Annotated in this window: 14 protein-coding genes; 6 read left to right on the top strand and 8 right to left on the bottom strand. The window is 41.5% G+C overall.

Annotation, left to right across the window (positions count from 1 at the left end):
• The 4 genes from Q0L00_RS15835 to Q0L00_RS15820 form a co-directional block, all read right to left on the bottom strand.
• On the bottom strand, positions 1-688 hold a 688-nt coding region (locus Q0L00_RS15835), incomplete at its 3' end, for an ABC transporter substrate-binding protein (RefSeq protein ID WP_297337860.1).
• Positions 689-772: 84 nt separating this feature from the next.
• Complete coding sequence (locus tag Q0L00_RS15830; protein WP_297337859.1) at positions 773-2,098, bottom strand: MFS transporter; 1,326 nt, start codon at positions 2,096-2,098, stop codon at positions 773-775.
• A 32-nt stretch (positions 2,099-2,130) separates the two neighbouring features.
• The gene (locus Q0L00_RS15825; RefSeq protein ID WP_297337858.1) at positions 2,131-4,548 is read right to left on the bottom strand and encodes a glycoside hydrolase family 31 protein; all 2,418 of its coding nucleotides are present in this window, start codon (positions 4,546-4,548) and stop codon (positions 2,131-2,133) included.
• Positions 4,549-4,739: 191 nt separating this feature from the next.
• Complete coding sequence (locus tag Q0L00_RS15820; protein ID WP_297337857.1) at positions 4,740-5,777, bottom strand: LacI family DNA-binding transcriptional regulator; 1,038 nt, start codon at positions 5,775-5,777, stop codon at positions 4,740-4,742.
• Between the two features lie 343 nt (positions 5,778-6,120).
• Between Q0L00_RS15820 and Q0L00_RS15815 the strand changes: the two genes are divergently transcribed.
• The 4 genes from Q0L00_RS15815 (at position 6,121) to Q0L00_RS15800 (ending at position 13,121) form a co-directional block, all read left to right on the top strand.
• Positions 6,121-7,161 (top strand): SusE domain-containing protein, encoded by a 1,041-nt coding sequence (locus Q0L00_RS15815; RefSeq protein WP_297337856.1) that lies wholly within the window; start codon positions 6,121-6,123, stop codon positions 7,159-7,161.
• An 86-nt stretch (positions 7,162-7,247) separates the two neighbouring features.
• A complete protein-coding gene (locus Q0L00_RS15810; RefSeq protein WP_297337855.1) occupies positions 7,248-10,046 on the top strand; it encodes an alpha-amylase family glycosyl hydrolase in 2,799 nt (932 codons plus the stop codon).
• Positions 10,047-10,062: 16 nt separating this feature from the next.
• The gene (fbaA, locus tag Q0L00_RS15805) at positions 10,063-11,124 is read left to right on the top strand and encodes a class II fructose-bisphosphate aldolase (protein ID WP_297337854.1); all 1,062 of its coding nucleotides are present in this window, start codon (positions 10,063-10,065) and stop codon (positions 11,122-11,124) included.
• A 428-nt stretch (positions 11,125-11,552) separates the two neighbouring features.
• Entirely contained in the window at positions 11,553-13,121 is a 1,569-nt protein-coding gene (locus Q0L00_RS15800; RefSeq protein ID WP_297337853.1) for an alpha-amylase family glycosyl hydrolase, read from the top strand.
• Here Q0L00_RS15800 and Q0L00_RS15795 read toward each other — a convergent pair.
• The 3 genes from Q0L00_RS15795 to Q0L00_RS15785 are packed head-to-tail and all read right to left on the bottom strand — an operon-like array spanning position 13,105 to position 15,486.
• A complete protein-coding gene (locus tag Q0L00_RS15795; RefSeq protein WP_297337852.1) occupies positions 13,105-14,397 on the bottom strand; it encodes a D-alanyl-D-alanine carboxypeptidase in 1,293 nt (430 codons plus the stop codon). The two genes, Q0L00_RS15800 and Q0L00_RS15795, sit on opposite strands and share 17 nt — an antisense overlap.
• A gap of 5 nt (positions 14,398-14,402) precedes the next feature.
• Complete coding sequence (locus Q0L00_RS15790; RefSeq protein WP_297337851.1) at positions 14,403-14,783, bottom strand: DUF423 domain-containing protein; 381 nt, start codon at positions 14,781-14,783, stop codon at positions 14,403-14,405.
• A 28-nt stretch (positions 14,784-14,811) separates the two neighbouring features.
• On the bottom strand, positions 14,812-15,486 hold the full coding sequence (locus Q0L00_RS15785) for a YggS family pyridoxal phosphate-dependent enzyme (protein WP_297337850.1): 675 nt from the start codon (positions 15,484-15,486) through the stop codon (positions 14,812-14,814).
• A 222-nt stretch (positions 15,487-15,708) separates the two neighbouring features.
• Here Q0L00_RS15785 and Q0L00_RS15780 point away from each other — a divergent pair, with 222 nt between their 5' ends.
• Positions 15,709-16,101 carry a DUF302 domain-containing protein gene (locus tag Q0L00_RS15780; RefSeq protein ID WP_297337849.1) on the top strand — a complete coding sequence of 131 codons (393 nt, stop codon included), beginning with the start codon at positions 15,709-15,711 and terminating at the stop codon, positions 16,099-16,101.
• 78 nt (positions 16,102-16,179) lie between these two features.
• Here the strand turns inward: Q0L00_RS15780 and ald are convergent, their stop codons facing one another.
• Entirely contained in the window at positions 16,180-17,298 is a 1,119-nt protein-coding gene (gene ald, locus Q0L00_RS15775; protein WP_297337848.1) for an alanine dehydrogenase, read from the bottom strand.
• A gap of 430 nt (positions 17,299-17,728) precedes the next feature.
• On the opposite strand from ald, the gene Q0L00_RS15770 reads away from it, so the two are divergent.
• Entirely contained in the window at positions 17,729-20,143 is a 2,415-nt protein-coding gene (locus tag Q0L00_RS15770; RefSeq protein WP_297337847.1) for an alpha-ketoacid dehydrogenase subunit alpha/beta, read from the top strand.
• Positions 20,144-20,171: the final 28 nt, after the last annotated feature.

Raw genomic sequence — 20,171 nt, 5'->3', positions numbered from 1 at the left:
ATGTCGCAATGTTCTTAACCGTTTCGGTAGAACTTTTCAATAATTTGCTTTTTTCATAGACTAAATCTCTCACTTGAACTAATACATCACCAAACTCAATCATCGCTTTTTCAGAGGCAATTAGGGCAAAACAAGGCCAAGGGCTTGGGATTTCATCGATACGCTTAACAAGACCTTGGTCCACGTAGGGTTGGGTGGTGAACTTTTCCCAAAGGAAAAGTCCATCAGGATTTTCTTCAAATGCAGACAAAGCGCCGGGTAAGTTATCTACTGTTCGATACGAAACGGATTGGCTTTGCCAGTTTTCCCGTGCTGCCAGCACTGAGGCCATTAAATGAGAACCCGAGCCTTCACGACTGATGAAAAAAATTGGATTTTGTAGTTCACTCAACGATTCGATTTTACTTTTTGCACTGATGTGAATTCCCCAATGCAAGGGTGAAATCACATGGTAGCCCATCATTTTTAGATTTCCTTGTTCCTGAAAAGCCTTCAGAAAACTCTCGGTCAGAATAATACCCAAATCAGCCTCACCACTCCTCAAGGCTTTGATCATTTGCCCCGATCCTCGACTTTCGTCCTGCCAGGATAGTTCAATTCCGTGATTGGCAAGTGGTTGTTGACCAATCAGAGCCCTCCAAGGAAAATTAAAATGCTCGGGTACTCCTATGATTTTTAACGTTTTCATGGTAAGAGAATCAATGCGCTTTTAAGTTCAATATTATCTTTTTGGATTGGATGCAGTTTCCTTTTTTTGATCAATCACCTCCAATCAATCATGAATGGCCTTTTTGTCGGTGATCATCAAATTTGAAAATCCGGCTAAAATCAAGAAAGTGCCTGCCAGAAGCATGGTATGGATCACTTCATCTCCAAAGAGAAATTTGTAAAGAAAATTGACCCCACCAAGTGCTGCCACAATCTGTGGGATAACGATAAACATATTAAAAATCCCCATATATACCCCCATTTTTCGGGGATCAACAGAGCTTGATAGCATGGCATAAGGCATAGACAGAATACTTGCCCAAGCAATTCCAACCAGCGAAAAGCAAATGTGCAGCATCCACGGTTCAGGAATAAAATAGATTAAAATAAAGCCAATCCCGCCCAAAATCAAACTTACCAAATGGAGCAATTTCCGATTGATTTTTATCTTGCTAGCCACCAAAGCCAAAATCAAGGCGTAAAACATGGACACCAGACCGTAGGTTCCCAGGTAGTTCCCTACGCTGTCGGCGGCATCATTGTACGCCGATGAAGTAGTGTCTGTGGCTCCAAAAACATGCGCAGTGATGGCCGGAGTCGCAAAACTCCACATAGTAAAGAAGGCAAACCAAGAAAAAAACTGCACTACTCCCAGTTTTTTCATAACAGAAGGCATGCTTGCAATATTTCCCAAAATTTCTTTTAACCCTGCAAAAAATCCCCGACTTGCTTCATTCTTCCGTCGGAAATCTTCCAAATCTTCCGGAGGGTATTCATCGGTTGTCAAAATGGTGTACAAGATTGATCCAAATAACACAACTGCTCCTATCCCGAAGGCGTATTTGACCGAGTCTGGAATCACCCCCGCTTCAGCCGTATTGGGTACTCCCAGTTGTGTCATCATCCAAGGTAAATTGGAAGCGACCCATGTCCCGATGCCAATAATTAACGTTTGTACCACAAAACCATAGGAGCGCTGGGAATCCGGTAATTTATCGGCAACCAATGCCCGAAAAGGTTCCATGCTGATATTGATCGATGCATCCAAAATCCATAAGGAACCCGCTGCCATCCAAAGTGCCGAAGAGTAGGGAGCAAAAAAAAGTGCTACCGTACTTAAAACCGCTCCAATGAAGAAGAATGGTTTTCTCCGGCCGAACTTGGGATGCCAGGTTCGATCACTGAGATATCCCACAATTGGCTGGACTAATAATCCGGTCAATGGTGCTGCAATCCAAAGAAAGGGAATGGTGTCTTTATCCGCTCCCAAGGTTTGGAAAATCCGAGACATGAAGCCTCCCTGAAGTGCAAAACCAAATTGGATTCCAAGAAATCCAAAACTCATGTTCCAGATTTGCCAAAAGCTAAATTTTTTTTTGTGTTGCGTCATGGGTTAGGATGGGTTGGAAGAAAGAAGATGACTTAAAAAAGCCCTGAAATGATGGTTTTTGACCGAAGATGTTTAAAGCTTGCATAGACCAGCGATTCGATTTCATAATAAGGCTGTTCATGCTCGGGTAAGGGGTCAAACTCAGATAATTTATTCAAAAACGCATAATTAGTTGTTCGAGTGGGTTTGCTTTTTCCATTGATGGTGATCACATCGGTCTGAAAGCCGTGGAGGTATAAGTTTACTTGTTCATATTTAGATTCGAATTCGCCGGTAGATTCCTGTAAAATCAAGGTCATTTCCGCCGGTGAATAGTGGATGATTCGTTTAAAAAAGCCATTGTTCAAGTATTCGTAGCTTTCTCCATCATCCTCGTAGTGGATAAATTGATTTTCTTTTTCGCCTTTGTACAGGTGAATAGATAACACACCATCAGGGGCCTCTCCGCTATGGGAAATGGGCGATTGAGTAGTGAAGATGGCACTTTCTTCTACTAGAACTGGTAGATAATTCAATGGAGTTTCAAGGTAGATCTCTTGATTTCCCAAGTAAAATTTATCCGAATAAAGGTAATACCAGGATCCCTTTGGGAGGTAAACTTTTGCAATATCTCGGGTACTTTCTACTGGTGCAACTAAAAAATGATCGCAGAATAAATAATGATTTTGATAAGCCGTTTGGAAGACGTTTGGGTCGTGGGGAAACGAAATTGCCAACGATTTTGAGAGGGGCAATCCGTCTTGAGTGGATTGATAAAATTTAGAATAAATCGTTGGAAGTAGAGCATAACGCAGTTTCATATAATTACGCGAAATTTCCTCCACCTCTTCACCAAATGCCCAGGGCTCGGCATCATTGCTGTTGATCATCGAATGTGCCCTGAATAGTGGGGCAAAAACGCCCAAGCTCATCCATCTGGCAAATAAGGATTTGCTTGCCTCACCTGCAAAACCTCCCACATCATAGCCCGCAAAGGAAACCCCACTGATTCCTAAACTATTGACCAGTCTCACTCCGGCCAACATGTGTTCTTCAGAGGCCACATTATCTCCTGTCCAGGCAGCAGCATAGCGCTGAATACCCGCATAGCCAGATCTAGTTAAGATAAAAGGGCGCTGATTTTTTCGGTTAAGTTTTGATCCCTCCTGAGCGCTTCGTGCCATTTGCATACCATAGATGTTTCTGGCTTTTCGATGAGAAACGGTTTCTCCCTCAAAAGAAAACTCAATCAAATTTGGTGTAAACTGTCCCCAAGATGCCGGTTCATTCATGTCCGTCCAAAAACCATCCACTCCAGCCTCGGTGTAAAAGGCCATTTTCTCAGCCCACCAAGCTCGGGTTTGCTCATTGGTGAAATCCGGAAAGGCACACCATCCCGGCCAAACTTGGGCTTGGTATTCTTCTCCATCCGGATAGTTTACAAAAAGTCCCTGCTGTATTCCTTCATCGTAAGGGAAGTAGCCTTTTTCTATTTTGATCCCCGGATCCATGATTACGACTACTTTGAAGCCTTTTTTCTTAAGTTCAGTGATCAGGCCTTTGGGATCTGGAAAACTTTTTCCATCAAATGTAAATACCTTATATTCTTCCATATGATGAATGTCCAGGTAGATCACATCTGCAGGCATGTCTTTGTCCCGGAACGTGTTGGCGAGCGTTTTAACCTCCGAGTCTGGGTAGTAGCTGTACCGGCATTGTTGAAAACCCAAAGACCAGATAGGAGGCATCTCCATTCTTCCAGTTAGTTCGGTGTAACCCGAAATGATTTCCGAGACACTGGGACGGTAAATGAAGAAGTAATTCATATCTCCGTCTTCGGCACTAAAGTAAATGAAGCGATTGGTGCTAGCCCCAAAGTTGAAAACCGATTTATGGGTGTTGTCAAAGAAAATTCCGTAGTTGGCTTTTTCATGAATCCCGATATAAAAAGGAATACTCATATACAGCGGGTCATCACCGACACCATAGGCAAAATAGTCTGTATTCCAATTGGTAAATGCATTTCCCGCACGATTGAGATTTCCGGTTTTTTCTCCAAGTCCGATAAATTTTTCTGCCGGTCTCACGCGCTTATAACAGCTGACTTCAGTACCTATCCAAGAGATCCCCAATGAATCGTCCTCATTGATAAACTCCCCTTCCCGGGTAAAAAAGCGAATTAAAAACCCTGAAAGTAATATTTCCACACGCAGCAAACTGGTGGTGAGGGTTATTTGATTTGAATCACTTTTTATTGAAAAAGGGACAGCCTTTGGAGATTGTACAACCGCATAGGGGTTGAATTCAAAATGATCATTTTTGCTAGCCTGGACTCTAATTGTTCCCTCATCGTACACGCTTAGCTGAAAATAGGCTTGATTGGTTTTTCCTGTTATTCCGAATTCAAATTCGTTCCATTCTGTCACGTTTCCCATCCCTAAATGGCGCGATGATGAATTATGTTGAGGCATAATGCTAATTGATTTAGCTGAATAAAAACTATCAATGATCGCTAATTTAGAAACGATTATTAAACCTAAAAATCTACCATAGGGTTGGTATAAGCAGATTTTGGTCCCAAGGATGAATCTAAAACTGCCTATTGAAAGAAATTTGACCTATTCAATCGATTGCATCTTTTTTTTCACTCCGATAAAAAAAATCAGGATTTTAAGCGCACCGATGATTTTCTGACCAAAAGTTCTGTTTCCAAGGTAACAGGCAAAGCGAATTCTTTAGCTTCAATTTTCTTCTCAATAATATCCAATAAGATTTCAGTCGCTTTGGCCCCCATATTAAATCCGGGTTGGGCAACAGAAGAAAGACTGGGATCAATCATCGAGCAAAACTGCCAATTGCTAAATCCTACAATACCTACATCCTCCGGAATTTGTAAGCCCATTGCCTTACAGGCAAGCATTGCACCGACGGCAGCCATGTCATTATTGGCAAAAAAGGCATCAGGTCTTGGCTTGATATGTTGAAAAAGCTCTTGAGTGATCCGCTGGCTTTCGTCATCTGTGCCGACGGGACACTCGATAATGTAATCGGAATTGATTTCAATGCCGTGATTAGTCAATGCATCACGGTACCCACGTTCCCGCTCTTTACTGATCATCAGGCTTTTTGGCCCTGCCAAATGCGCTATTCGCTCATAACCTTGGTGGATGAGATGAGTGACAGCATCGTATGCGCCTTGATAATCATCCACCATGACGTTGATGGCATGGGGAATTGCTGGTACCCGGTCAAAAAAAACTATCGGATACCCTTGATCAAGTAATTTTGAAAAATGCTCAAAATCCTCCGTTTCTTTCGAATAACTTACTAAAAAGCCATCAATTTGATTGGAGAGCATGGTGTCTATGCTTGATTTTTCGCGAACTAGCTTTTCATTGGTTTGGGTGAGAATAACATTATACCCTCGGGCGTAAGCCACTTCTTCGATGCCGCTGATGACTGTAGAAAAAAAGAAATGAACCACCTCAGGAATGATCACCCCGATGGTAAAGGATCTGCTTTTTCGAAGGGAAAGGGCGATGGCATTGGGTCGGTAATTGAGTTTCTCGGCAAGTTCTTTCACCTTTCGTTTGGTTTGGTCAGAAATTCCGGGATAATCTTTTAATGCCCTAGAAACCGTAGAAGAGGAAACATTCAGCTCTTTTGCAATATCTTTAATAGTGGCTTGACCGATTTTCATAAAATTATATTTTTCCGAGAAATGAATATACACTTTAATCCCTTTTACAGAAACCCATTTTCAATATAGCCTTAAATTTAAATTTTCAAGATATTGATTGTAAAGACCTTGTAGGCGAAAAAATTTTTTTTTATGCAAACGTTAACGCAATCGTTTGCAATAAAAAATTAGTAGTTTTTATGGGTATCCCTATTGAAACTTTGCTTTTTGATGGATATACTTTCAACCGTGAAAGAAAAAATTACTTTGGTTTTCGATAATCGTTCCTGGATCGCTGGTTTTCCTTCCAGTCAAAAATTGTATAAAATCAAGATTTCAACCCAATTAATTAACAATAATCTCTATGAAAGCAATTCGACAAATTAGATGGGGATTGGCTTTATTGCCAGTCCTTTTGGCATGTGAATCCTATGAAATGCCACCTATTATCCCCCAAACTGGAGCAGCCCTGAGCAGTCCTTCTCCCGGCTCAACTTTGGTTTTGACCAATGAAGGAGCTGAGGAGGTGATTGAATTTCAGGTCACTTCCGCAGATTTTGGGATGGAGGGAACAGTCACTTACAGCATTGAAATGGACCTTGCTGGAGCGGATTTTTCAGATCCTGTGGAATTAGGGTCTTCTACTTCAAACATCATTGAAGTGGTCACTCAGGACATCAATGATGCATTGATTGCCAAAGGTGTTCTTCCAGAAACTGCCGCCGAAACGGAATTCCGGGTAAAATCATCCATAAACCAGCCTCTTTCCCCAATTTATGGGGAAGTAGTCACCCTTTCTATTACTCCGTTTGCGGCTTTTGTTGACTATCCATTGCTGTATGTGCCCGGGGATTATCAAGGCTGGAATCCGGGAAATGAGTCTACCACCTTAAAGTCAGTCAATTTTGACGAGGTTTATCAAGGGTATGTACATATTTTACCGGGTGGATCAGGAGAGTTTAAAGTTTCAGAAACCAACGAATGGGTCGACGGGAAAAATTACGGGGATAATGATGGGGATGGTGATCTTGACCCTGATGGTGCCAACATTAAGGTGGAAGAATTTGGAACATTTTACATGGAGGTTAATTTAGAGGCTATGACTTATTCGCTGAGTGATCCACTCTATTGGGGGGTCATCGGTGATGCCACTGAAGGCGGCTGGGACTCAGAAACCAAAATGCAATTTGACAGTGAAAATAATGTGTTGACGCTGACTACAGATTTGACCACCGGTAATTTTAAATTCCGTGCCAACGAAAATTGGGACTATAATTATGGGGGAGCTGATGGAGATTTGACTGCTGGTGGTGCAGATATTCCCGTTACAGAAGCCGGTAATTATACCATTACCCTTAATTTTAATAATCCTGAAAAGGTAACTTATACCCTTACCCAAAATTAAACTGGTTTTCAGTTACATTGGCATCATCCGGCTTTGGGGAATCAGGGAATTTCTCAAAGCCGGATTCTCCGCTTTCAAACTCTAAAATGAAACACATCTTTATCCAGATTTTCGTAGTTCTTGGGCTGGTATGGAGCGCTCCACTTTTTGCTCAAGTCAGCACTGAACCAGCTATCCCCAGTGCTTCGGAGGCTATTAAAATTACCTACGACGCCTCGCTTGGAACTAGTGGTCTGGTCAATTGCAACTGTGAGGTTTATATTCACATTGGCGCGGTAACAGAGGGACCGGAATCTACTACTTGGTCCATTGTTCCTTTTGAGTGGGGGCAAGATATACCGGAAGCCAAAATGACCAAGGTAGAGGGAGAGGAAAACCTGTATACCTTTGAATTGACCCCGGAAGACTTTTTTGAAAATCCCAGTGGACAAACTATTTATCGACTGGGAATGGTTTTTCGCAACGTGGATGGATCCAGAGAAGGTAAAACCGCATCAAATACCGATTTTTTTGTTGATCTCACCCAAGGCTTTGGGGTCCAATTTACCAAACCCTCCGGGTCTTCACTTTCCTTGGAGGTGGGGGAAGAATATACCATCACCGCTGAGACCTCTGCAGAAGCGGCTATTAGTTTTGAACTTGATGGTGAGCCTGTGGCATCGGTAAGTTCAGCTACTTCGCTGACCTATAATTTTGTGGCAACAGGGGCGGGAAATTTCACGTTGGAGGCCATAGCCAAGGCCGGGGAACAAAGCGATACGCAGTCGCTGGATATCACCGTTTTTGGAATCTCTCAAATTCAAGAATTGCCTGAAGGTGCACGATTGGGGATTAATTATATTTCCGATACCGAGGTGATTTTGGCTTTGCAGGCTCCGGGTAAAAAACTTGCCCATGTGATAGGTGACTTTAATGATTGGCAAGTTTTACCCGAATATCAAATGAAAAGAACTCCTGATGGGGAGATTTTTTGGTTAAAAATTGAAAACCTCATTCCTAAGCAAGAATACATTTTCCAATATTTGGTAGATGCAAGTATTCGGATTGGAGACCCCTATGCGGATAAAACTTCGGACCCGTTTAATGATCAGGAAATCATCGACCAGGGAAGATATCCGGGATTAAAGCCTTTTCCATCAGGAAAAACTAGTTTTCAAGCCACTTTCCTTCAAACTGCCCAAGAACCGTTTGATTGGGTAAATACCAGCTATGAAAAGCCTGCTCCCGAAAATTTGGTAGTGTATGAGCTTTTGGTGCGTGATTTTGATGAGCAGAGAACTTACCAGTCTGTTATCGATCGGCTCGATTACCTGCAAGAGCTTGGAATCAATGCCATTGAATTGATGCCTGTGGGTGAATTTGAGGGAAATCTTTCTTGGGGATACAATCCCTCCTTCTTCTTTGCGCCCGATAAATATTACGGAACCAAGAACGATTTAAAAAGACTCATCGATGAGGCACATGGTCGAGGAATGGTTGTGATTCTGGATATGGTGCTCAATCATGCTTTTGGCCAAAATCCGATGGTCAGACTGTATAACGATGGTGATTACGGAGCCCCAACTGAGGATAATCCTTGGTTTAATCGCATAGCCAAACATCCATTTAACGTGGGCTATGATTTCAACCATGAAAGTAAGTATACCCAGGCGTTTGTGGATAGTGTCAACAATTACTGGTTAACCGAATATAAAATAGATGGATTCCGCTTTGACTTATCCAAAGGTTTTACTCAAGTAAACTCAGGAGATAATGTTAATTTTTGGTCTCAGTATGATCCCAGTCGAATTGCAATTTGGAAACATATTTATGATCGAATCAAAGCTAATCATCCCGAAGCCTATGTGATTTTGGAGCATTTGGCGGCCAACGAGGAGGAAAAGGAGCTAGCTGACTATGGCCTAATGTTTTGGGGGAATATGAATGGGGATTTTCGAGGAATGGCAAAAGGAGAAAATCGTGCATTTAATTGGGCTTACCATGGGGAACGAGGATGGAACCATCCCAATTTGATCGCTTATCAAGAATCCCACGATGAAGAACGCTTGATGTGGGAATCGTTGAATTTTGGAAGTACTTCACCCTTGAATCTTCGTCAGCTGGAAAACGCGGTAAATCGAAATCAGCTTTTAACCACATTCTTTTTTGCAGTTCCAGGTCCCAAAATGCTTTGGCAGTTTGGAGAGTTTGGCTACGATGAGGAGCTGAATAATGACCGGCTGGGAATCAAACCTACGCGATGGGAATATCTAGAAGATCCGCAACGAAAAAGGCTTTTCCAACTGTATCAAGAAATGATTCGATTAAGGACTTCACATTCTGTTTTCAGTAATCCCGAAAAGGTAAATTTGACATTAAGCGGAGCTGTCAAGTCGATCATTTTAGAGCATTCAGACATGGATGTGGTTTTACATGGGAATTTCGGTTTGAGCAATGCCGGCAATGTACCATTGGCCTTTCCTTCGACTGGTTCCTGGTATAATTATTTTACCGGAGAAGAATTTAGTGTGAGTCAAACGACGGTAAACTTTAATTTGAGACCTTCAGAATTTTATTTATTTACCAACAAACCGCTTCCTACTCCTGATTCGGGGATTTTGCAGGAAGATTTTGTTACTTCGGTACCCCGGGAGCCAGTGGTTAATTCCGAGTTTTCGGTTTATCCCAACCCTAGCAGTGGAAAATTATTTGTCACTTTGCCTGCCGGAATGACTCAGGCCCATTATCGTATTGTAGATATGACTGGAAAACAAGTCAAAGGAGGACAAACTCGGGCTGATAATCAGATTTTAGAATTTGATTTAGGGAATATTAAAGCGGGTCTTTATATCTTTGAAGCGTTTGATACCAGACGAGTGCTTCATCAGCGCTTTATTAAAAATTAACCAAACCTAATTCGTAATGAAATTTAAACCTGGAGTAAAGTACGGACAAGAGCTCAGAGAACTTTATGCTTATGCAAAAGAAAATGAGTTTGCTTTTCCAGCTGTCAATGTTATCGGTACCAATTCTGTTAATGCAGTTCTGGAGACCGCCAAAAAAGTAAATTCTCCCGTAATCATACAATTCTCCAATGGTGGAGCGCAGTTTTTTGCAGGCAAGGGACTTGCTAATGATAAGCAGCAGGCAAGTATCGCCGGAGCCATCTCCGGAGCACATCACGTACATCAAATGGCCGAGGCATATGGGGTTCCTGTAATTTTGCATACTGACCACGCCGCAAAAAAACTTTTGCCTTGGATAGATGGGATGTTGGAGGCAGGAAAAGCCTATTATGAGCTGCATAAGCGGCCTTTGTACAGCTCTCATATGTTGGACCTTTCTGAAGAGCCCTTGGAGGAGAATGTCGAGATTTCTTGTAATTATTTCCGTGAGTTTGAAAAACTTCAAATGGCCATTGAGATTGAGCTTGGAGTAACCGGTGGGGAAGAAGATGGAGTGGATAATACCGATATCGATTCCTCCAAACTTTATACTCAGCCAGAAGAAGTGGCTTTTGCATATGAGCATTTGAAGCAAATTGGTGATTTGTTTACCATCGCTGCTGCATTTGGGAATGTTCATGGGGTGTATAAGCCAGGAAATGTTAGTTTGAAACCAATCATTCTGAAAAATTCACAAGATTTCATAAATAGTAAGTATGGAACAGTTGGGAAGCCCTTGAATTTTGTCTTCCACGGGGGATCGGGTTCTTCTTTGGAGGAAATCAGAGAAGCGAATTCGTATGGCTCCATCAAAATGAATATTGATACGGATATGCAATGGGCTACTTGGGAAGGAATTCTCAACTATTACAAGAAAAATGAAGGTTACCTTCAAACCCAATTGGGTAATCCTGAGGGTCCGGATAGTCCAAACAAGAAGTACTACGATCCTCGGGTTTGGTTACGCAAGGGTGAGGAGGCATTTGTCAAGCGTCTTGAGGTTGCATTTGATATGCTTAATGCAATCAATCGGAACTAATTCGATTTAATAAACCGAAAGAGAAGTCACTTGAATCAGGTGACTTTTTTTTTCCAAAAAATAAAATTAATCAGGAAATACCCATGGGGAGTAGTAGACATTCGGGAGAAGGATTATCTAGGGTATTCCATCTGACCCTTGAAATACAACTAATAAACAGATTATTTCGAGCATGATTAAATAGGGATACATTGGTTTGACTATGTACCCTGCAAGATTCCATGTGACCGTTGAAAATTAATTTTAGACAAATGAAATCGAGCACAACGTACCCGTCACACAGCGGGATGATAAGAATTGCGAGATTCCATATGACCCCTGAAAACAAATTATAAACAGATGAAATCAAGCACAACGTACCCGTCACACACCAAGATGATTCCCATTGCGAGATTCCATATGACCGCTAAAAAACAAATTATAATCAGATGAAAAAATCCTTGATTCTCACAGTTTTGACTGCTTATGGCTTGGTTTCCTGCCAAGAAAAAAATGAGGTCCAGCAGGTAAACTATTGGCCCAAAGCTGGTGTGACGTATGAGATATTTGTTCAGTCATTTTACGATTCAAACGGAGACGGAATAGGAGATTTTAATGGAGTTATTCAAAAACTTGACTATGTGAAAGAATTGGGCGCAGATGCGATTTGGTTTATGCCCATTATGCCTTCGCCTACCTACCACAAGTATGATGTGACCGACTACAAGGCCGTGCACCCGGATTACGGTACAATGGATGAGTTTAAAAATCTCTTGACCGAAGCACATCAGCGGGATATCAAAATTGTGATCGATATGATCATCAATCATACCTCCAACCAGCATCCATGGTTTTTGGAAGCGAAATCAGGGAGAACGAATCCCTATCGGGATTACTATGTCTGGGCGCAAAAAGATACCATTGCCGATTATTTGAATAAAAAGGTAATTACCCTTGATTCTGATAATATTCAGCAATGGCATGATCCGGGAGAAGGAGAAGATTATTACTATGGATTTTTCTGGGGAGGAATGCCGGATTTGAATTTTGACAATCCAAAAGTTAGGGAAGAAATTTATGAAATTGGACGATTTTGGTTGGAAGAAGTAGGGGTTGATGGTTTTAGATTGGATGCGGCCAAGCATATTTTTCCAGATGACAGACCCTTGGACAATCACGAGTTTTGGAAAGAATTTCGTGCAGAAATGGAAAAAATAAAACCCGATGTGTATTTGGTAGGTGAGGTATACGATAAAAAAGAAGTGGTAGCGCCATACTTACCTGGCTTGCCAGCACTTTTTAATTTTGATTTTCATTATACTTTGCTGGAAGCCTTTCATACAGAAAATGGAATGATCCTTCCCGAAAAGCAAAAGGAAATCATCGATTTTTATCAGAATATTACTTCTGAGTTCATCGATGCGACGATCTCCTCCAATCATGATCAGCCTAGATTACTCAATGAATTGGGGTCAGATCCTACAAAGCAAAAGCAAGCCATCGCTGTAATGATGTCACTGCCTGGGGCGCCTTATATTTATTACGGAGAGGAAATTGGAATGAAAGGTATCAAACCTGATGAGCATATTCGAGAACCATTTCTTTGGGACACGAAAAAACAGGATATTGGCAGAGCAACCTGGATTGAACCCAAATACTCTGTGGAGGGAGAAGTGGTTCCTTTAGCATTCCAGCGAGAAGATTCCCATAGTTTTTTTAATCATTACAAAAGGTTAATCGCTTTGCGTAAAACCAATCCAGCATTGGCGATCGGGTCTTTGGAACTACCTCAAACATCTTATCCAACTTCGGTAATGGCTTATTTTCGCCATCATGAAACTCAATCGGTATTTGCAATCCACAATCTCGGAAAAGAAGAGGTGAGTATTTCGATTCCGGAAAATTACAATCAGTCATTATTTGAATTTGGGGAATTGGACATCAAGGGAACAGAAATGGTATTAGGAGCTCAATCCTCGGTGGTGTTGGAACGAAACGCAATTACAAATTATCCCTAATCAGCAAAAGAACTTTCTCCATTTCCTGGCGGATTACGGAAGCTTTCTGGGGATAATTGGAGTTCATAAAGGCAAAACAATACGTTTTGTCTTTTTTTGTTTTTATTAAACCAACCAAGCTATGATTATTACTCATTGTTCCAGTTTTAGCAAAGATATAAGGCTCTTTAGCTTGATAGTTTGTTTTGATTGTACCTGAAACTCCTCCCGTTGGAAGGAGCTTTTTAAGCTGATCATCAGGAAGGACCCGGTAAATTTTTTCAAAAAGCGCCACCATTGTTCTTGGAGTAAATAAATTATATCGACTCAGACCGCTTCCATCTATCCAAATCGGTTCGTCAGGCAAATCATACAGATAGGTTTTTAAAATAAATTCGATGGCCCTTTCGATGTCGATCTCAGCAAATATTCGATCTGAAACCATGTACATTAATTGTTCAGCTAAGAAATTATCACTTTCGAGCATCATTTCTTCGAGAATAGGAAATAGGGGGGCAGCCCGCCAGGTTTGATGAATTTCAGGAAGTGGGTCTGATTTGTAAATCCAAGGTTTCCCTGTTTCAATTGAAGCCAACTGGACAAACAACTCCGGAGAAGTGATAAAAGGAATGAAGTCTTCCCTTCCACGATAGGTTTTTGGATTGTAGTAAAATCGATTGGAATGGAAATCCCGCTCCAAATCTTTGATTTCAGAGCTAGTCGTAAATATGGCATCTTGGAAGAATGCAGGAGTTACTATAGGGGGGCTGCTGAATTGTTTTACTTTAATCAGATTTCCATAAATCGGCAAGGAAGACCGTTCTGCCGAAAAATAATAGGAATAATCATCCCATTGCCAGCCACTCCCAAAAGGAGCGGATTTTAAATTTGAGTCAGAGAATTGAATCACTTTTGCCCGGCTAAAAAAGCTTTTGAAATCGGGTTGAAAAAAGTCTTGGTAGTTCCAGCTTGGGTCACCTGAGCCCCAAATTTTCAGCGTATCACCTGATTGAATGTATCGTAGAGTTTGGGTGCTGTCGTTGAGAATCACCAAACTGGAAAAAAGGGTGAAAAGCTTGGTTGTGGATGCCGGAGTAAATCTGATATGTGAATTTTTTTCATACAAAACCCGCTGGGAATCCAAGTCATACAGCATAAATCCAGTCAAATGACCGCCAAAAAAACGCTCGTCACTTAGCGCGGATTTTAGTTTTTCATAGTTTGCTTGCGTAATTTGGGCATCGCTTTCAGGAAGGAATACCTGTAGGAAAAACAAGAACAAAATCCTTTTTCTCATTTGGTTTATCGCTTGGTTACTGTCCAAAAAATACCAATCCAACCCACAATAAAGGCGATCCCTCCGATAGGGGTGACTGCGCCTAGCCAGGTGATGTTGGAAATTGATAGGATGTAGAGTGAACCCGAAAAAATAAGAATTCCGATGATGAGATTGATTGCTGAAAAAGACAACCCCCGATGGTAGCTTACTTTGGTAGTCGAAAGGATGCCCACCAAAAGCAAAGCAATGGCATGATAAAAATGGTATTTGACCGCAATTTCAAACGTTTCGGTTCGGCCATTTTTTGCCAAAAGATCCTCTAATCCATGGGCGCCAAATGCGCCGATTCCCACGGCCAATGCGCCGAGAATTGCAGCAAGTTGAATGATTTGTTTTGAGTTCATGGTAAGTTGAAAAGTGTTTGAAGTTGGGTTAGTTGTAGTTTCTGGCTCCGAAAATAGAAGAGCCGATTCTCACCATCGTGCTGCCTTCTTCTTGGGCTACTTGATAGTCACTACTCATCCCCATCGAAAGTTCGGTAAGTTGTACAAAATCGGGTAATTCTTTGTTCTTAATTTCTTCAAAAAGAGCTTTAAGTCTTTTAAATTCCTTGCGAATTTGATCTTGATTGCTTGTTAAGGTAGCCATTCCCATTAATCCTTTGACCGTGACATGGCTTAATTTTTTAAACTCCTCTGAATCCAACATTTCTTCTAATTCTGAAATGTCAAATCCAAATTTACTTTCTTCCTCAGCAATGTGAATTTGCAAGAGTACTGATATTTTTCGGTCAATTTTCTCCCCTTGTTTGTTGATTTCCTTCAAAAGTTTAAAAGAATCCACGCTATGAATCAGATAGATAAAAGGGGCGATATACTTGACTTTGTTTCGCTGTAAATGACCGATCATATGCCACCGGATATCCTTTGGCAGCTGAGGCTCCTTTGCTTGGAGTTCTTGAACTTTGTTTTCTCCAAAATCCCGAACTCCGGCCCCATAGGCCTCCAAAAGATTCTCAATGGGTTTAGTTTTGCTCACGGCTATCAAAAGACAGGTTGGATTGTGAAAAGAGGATTTGATATCCTTTAAATTATCTGCTATTGTCATTCTCTTTGGATTTGAGCGTTTAGTGAGTAAAGATAAATTCTCTTGGGAGAATCACCTAAACGTTTTCCGTTTCTCTACCAACCGAAGCAATATTGACCCCAAAGGGTTTATAATCCATGGGGAAAATCTGATGACATTGCTTTTTTCACTTCATTTTGTGACATTTTACACCAGTTGAGCGCATTAGTTTTTGTAAGTTTAAGTTCATTAAAAGGAAAAATCATGACCTACTTTAAGGAAAAAATACTTGAAAGAAACTCCATGGAAGCCATCAGAAGTGAAGTTGAGGCAGCTTTGAAAATAGAAGGTTTTGGAATCTTAACCGAAATTGACATTCAGGCTACGATGAAAAAGAAACTGGGGAAGGATTATGCTCCTTATTTGATTTTAGGTGCCTGTAATCCTGTTTTTGCTGACAAGGTCCTGGAAGTGGAACCTCATATCGGGACCTTACTTCCTTGTAATGTAACGATACGCCAATTGATGGATAACTCCTATGAAGTGGCAGTAATGGATCCGGCAGCAGCGATGGCTGTTGTTAAAAATTCTAAAATCGAATCCCTCGCCGGGGAGGTCAGAGAAAAATTGATGCGGGTTTTGGAACGCCTGAAATAAGTGAGCATACCCCTAAAGGTGAAAAAGCTGAATTCATTGCGAATTCAGCTTTTTCACTTTTTAGATAGGTAAGGTGGCTTAGTCCATCAAATATTTTTCCACGGGTACGTAGGACAGATGGAACGCTTCAGCTACGGCTTTATATACAATTTCTCCATTGATCACATTGAGTCCTGGAACCAATTCCGGATTTTCCTGTGCGGCTTTTTTCCAGCCTTTGTCGGCAAGTTGGATGGCATAGGGTAGGGTTGCATTGGTGAGTGCCAAAGTTGAGGTGTAAGGAACCGCCCCAGGCATATTGGCCACGCAGTAGTGCACCACTTCATCAATGATGAACGTGGGGTTTTCATGTGTAGTTGGCTTACAGGTTTCGATACATCCGCCTTGGTCCACAGCCACGTCAACCAGAACAGTTCCCGGCTTCATTTCTTTTAGCATATCCCGCGTAATGAGATGAGGTGCTTTTGCTCCTGGGATCAATACTGCGCCTATAATTAAGTCGGCAGATTTAATCAATTCTCTCACATTGTATTCATTAGACATCATGGTATTCACATTGGCGGGCATTACATCGTCCAAATAGCGCATTCGCTGAAGTGAAACATCCATGATGGTCACATCAGCTCCCAATCCGGCAGCCATCCACGCAGCTTGAGTTCCCACAACTCCACCACCCAATATCAATACTTTGGCAGGGAGTACACCGGGCACTCCCCCCAAAAGAATACCTCTTCCTTTGAGTGGTTTCTCCAAATAATTGGCCCCTTTTTGTACAGCCATTCGTCCGGCAACCTCAGACATCGGTACCAAAAGTGGAAGGCTTCTATCGGCTTTTTCCACCGTTTCATAGGCAAGGCAAACTGATTTGCTTTCCACCATAGCCTTGGTTAGTGGCTCATAGGAGGCAAAATGAAAATAGGTGAACAAAAGCTGCCCTTCTTTGATCAATTTATACTCAGGTTCGATCGGCTCTTTGACTTTCATAATCATCTCAGCGATCTCATAAGTAGATTCAATTGTAGGAAGGATTTGGGCTCCGGCAGCCTCATAAGTCTCATCACTGAAACCACTTCCTTCTCCTGCAGTATGCTGTATGTATACCGTATGGCCTCTTTTTACCAATTCTTTGGCACCAGCGGGAGTCAGCGCTACCCTGTTTTCGTTATTTTTAATTTCTTTAGGAACACCTATTACCATGACTTGTCTATTTGGATTTATAATTTGACGGCAAAGATACTAAGCCAACCCATTCGGAAAAGAACAAAAGCGAATAGAATTTTGTATGATTTTGAAAATTATTTTTTTTCAAAACTTTCTTCTTTAAATTCATTGGTATTTAAAGAAAATTTCAAAATTTAAACTTTAAGCATTGATAATTTTGAGAATTTTTTTTTGCTAAATCAACATTAATCCATAGATAGTTGTTGTGTAAAAAATAGAATAAACCGAATGTGAAATTCGCAATGACAGAATAATATTTTTCATATACCTCAAAAAATCTTCTTGAGCAGAATATTTATTCGAAAAAATTTAAATTTCAGATTTGTATAGATAAAGGATTTGTTTATTTTTGGGAATACGCAAGTGAGCAATGAACCCAAATTACCTACAGAGATAAAAGTTATCCATGGCAAAAATTAAATCTTTATCCAAAAACCGAATCGGTGTGATCCCCTCAAATGAGGAAATTCTTAAGGACTACAAAATCGCTATGATCAGCAGACAGGCTTCGCTGATGGGACGAAAGGAAGTTTTTATGGGAAAAGCCAAATTTGGAATCTTTGGAGATGGAAAAGAGCTGGCTCAGCTAGCCATGGCTAGAGCTTTTCAACTTGGGGACTTTAGATCAGGATATTATCGTGATCAAACGTTTATGATGGCTTTGGGTGAATTGAGTGTTCAACAATATTTTGCCCAACTGTATGCACACACTGACGTAGAGGCTGATCCAGCTAGTGCAGGTCGCTTAATGAATGGACATTTTGCCACTCGTTCACTGAATGAAGATGGGAGTTGGAAATCGCTAACCAAAAAGTATAATTCTGCGGCCGATATTTCACCAACAGCTGCACAAATGCCTAAACTCTTGGGTTTGGCCTATGCCTCCAAAGTTTTTCGACACAATAAAGGTTTAAAGTCATTCCAAGATTTCTCTGTAAATGGAAACGAGGTTGCCTGGGGCACGATTGGGAACGCTTCGACTTCAGAGGGACTTTTTTTCGAATCAATCAATGCCGCCGGAGTGTTACAAGTTCCCATGGTAGTGGCGATCTGGGATGATGGGTATGGAATTTCAGTTCCCAACAAATACCACACGACCAAAGGAGATATTTCTGAAGCTTTAGCCGGTTTTGAACGGACAGAGGGGAAAGAAGGCTATGAGATCATCAAAGTCAAAGGCTGGGACTACGAAGGGTTGTTGGAGGCATTTTCAAGAGCTGGACAAATTGCTCGAGAAGGACATGTTCCAGTTTTGATTCATGTAGTGGAAATGACACAGCCTCAGGGACATTCTACTTCAGGGTCACACGAACGATATAAATCTGCCGAAAGATTGGACTGGGAAAAGGCTTGGGATTGTAATTTGAAATTCAGAGAATACATTCTTAAAAATGCAATTGCCACCGCAGACCAACTGGATAAACTTGAGGCAGAAGCCAAAGCACAGGTAAAAAAAGAAAAGGAAGCTGCTTGGGAGGCGTTTAGTGGTTCGATTAAAAACGAACTTTCTGAGGCTGTTTCATTGATTAAAGCGGCTGCTCAAGGAAGTAGTCGGCGAGTCATTTTGGAGCAAATGTCCGAAGAGCTGGCTAAAACCATCAATCCGATTCGTAAAGATGTAATTTCCACGGTACGAAAAGCCCTGCTTAACCTTCGTTTTGATCAAAGCCAAGCAAAGGAGGAATTAAAATCTTGGTTGATTCGTCAGCAACAAATCAATCATGACCGATATAGTAGCCATCTTTATTCGGAATCCGAATGGTCTGCATTGAACGTAAAAGAAGTAAAACCTGAATTTGATGAAAATGCTCCTAATGTGGATGGGAGAGAGGTACTTCAGGCTTTCTTTGATTACCAATTGGAAAATGATCCGCGCTTCTTTGCCTTTGGGGAAGATGTAGGGAAAATAGGCGATGTAAATCAGGCTTTTGCAGGATTGCAAGCTAAGCATGGTGAGATCCGGGTTACCGATACGGGTATCCGTGAGGCGACAATCATCGGACAGGGAATCGGTGCAGCACTCCGTGGCCTGAGACCTGTGGCGGAAATTCAATATTTGGATTATTTGCTTTATGGCTTACAAATGCTTTCCGATGATTTGGCCTCTTTACAATACCGAACAAAGGGAGGACAAAAAGCACCAATGATTGTACGGACCAGAGGTCATCGTCTTGAGGGTGTTTGGCATGCGGGCTCCCCGATGGGAATGATACTATCAGCACTGAGAGGAATGATTATTTGCGTTCCCCGTGATATGACCCAGGCTGCAGGAATGTATAATACACTTTTGAAGTCCGATGAGCCGGCAATGATTATCGAATGCTTAAATGGCTATCGTCTGAAAGAGAAACTCCCCTCCAATATCGGAGAGTATACTGTTCCTGTCGGAAAACCTGAAGTTTTGAGAGAAGGCAAAGATTTGACCTTGGTTACTTACGGTTCCATGTGTAGGATAGTTCTTGATGCCGCCCAAGAATTGAGTGATATTGGAATCGAGGTAGAAGTCATTGATGTGCAAACTTTATTGCCTTTCGATATCGAGGGGATTATTGGTAAGTCGATTCAAAAAACCAACCGAGTGATTTTTGCCGACGAAGATGTTCCCGGTGGAGCTTCAGCCTTCATGATGCAGCAAGTCATAGAAGGGCAGAACATATTTCCTTATTTGGACTCTGAGCCCCTAACGTTACCGGCTAAACCTCATCGTCCTGCCTACTCATCAGATGGGGATTATTTTTCAAAACCGAGTGTGGAGGATGTAATTGAAAAAGCTTACGAAATGATGCATGAGGTTCATCCTAAAAAATTCCCAAAAATCTAATAAAAAGGCAACCGATTAGGTTGCCTTT

The organism is Algoriphagus sp., from assembly GCF_024305035.1.
GTDB lineage: Bacteria > Bacteroidota > Bacteroidia > Cytophagales > Cyclobacteriaceae > Algoriphagus.
The sequence above is the reverse complement of the archived record's forward strand: the minus strand, read 5'-3'. Positions and strand labels throughout refer to the sequence as shown.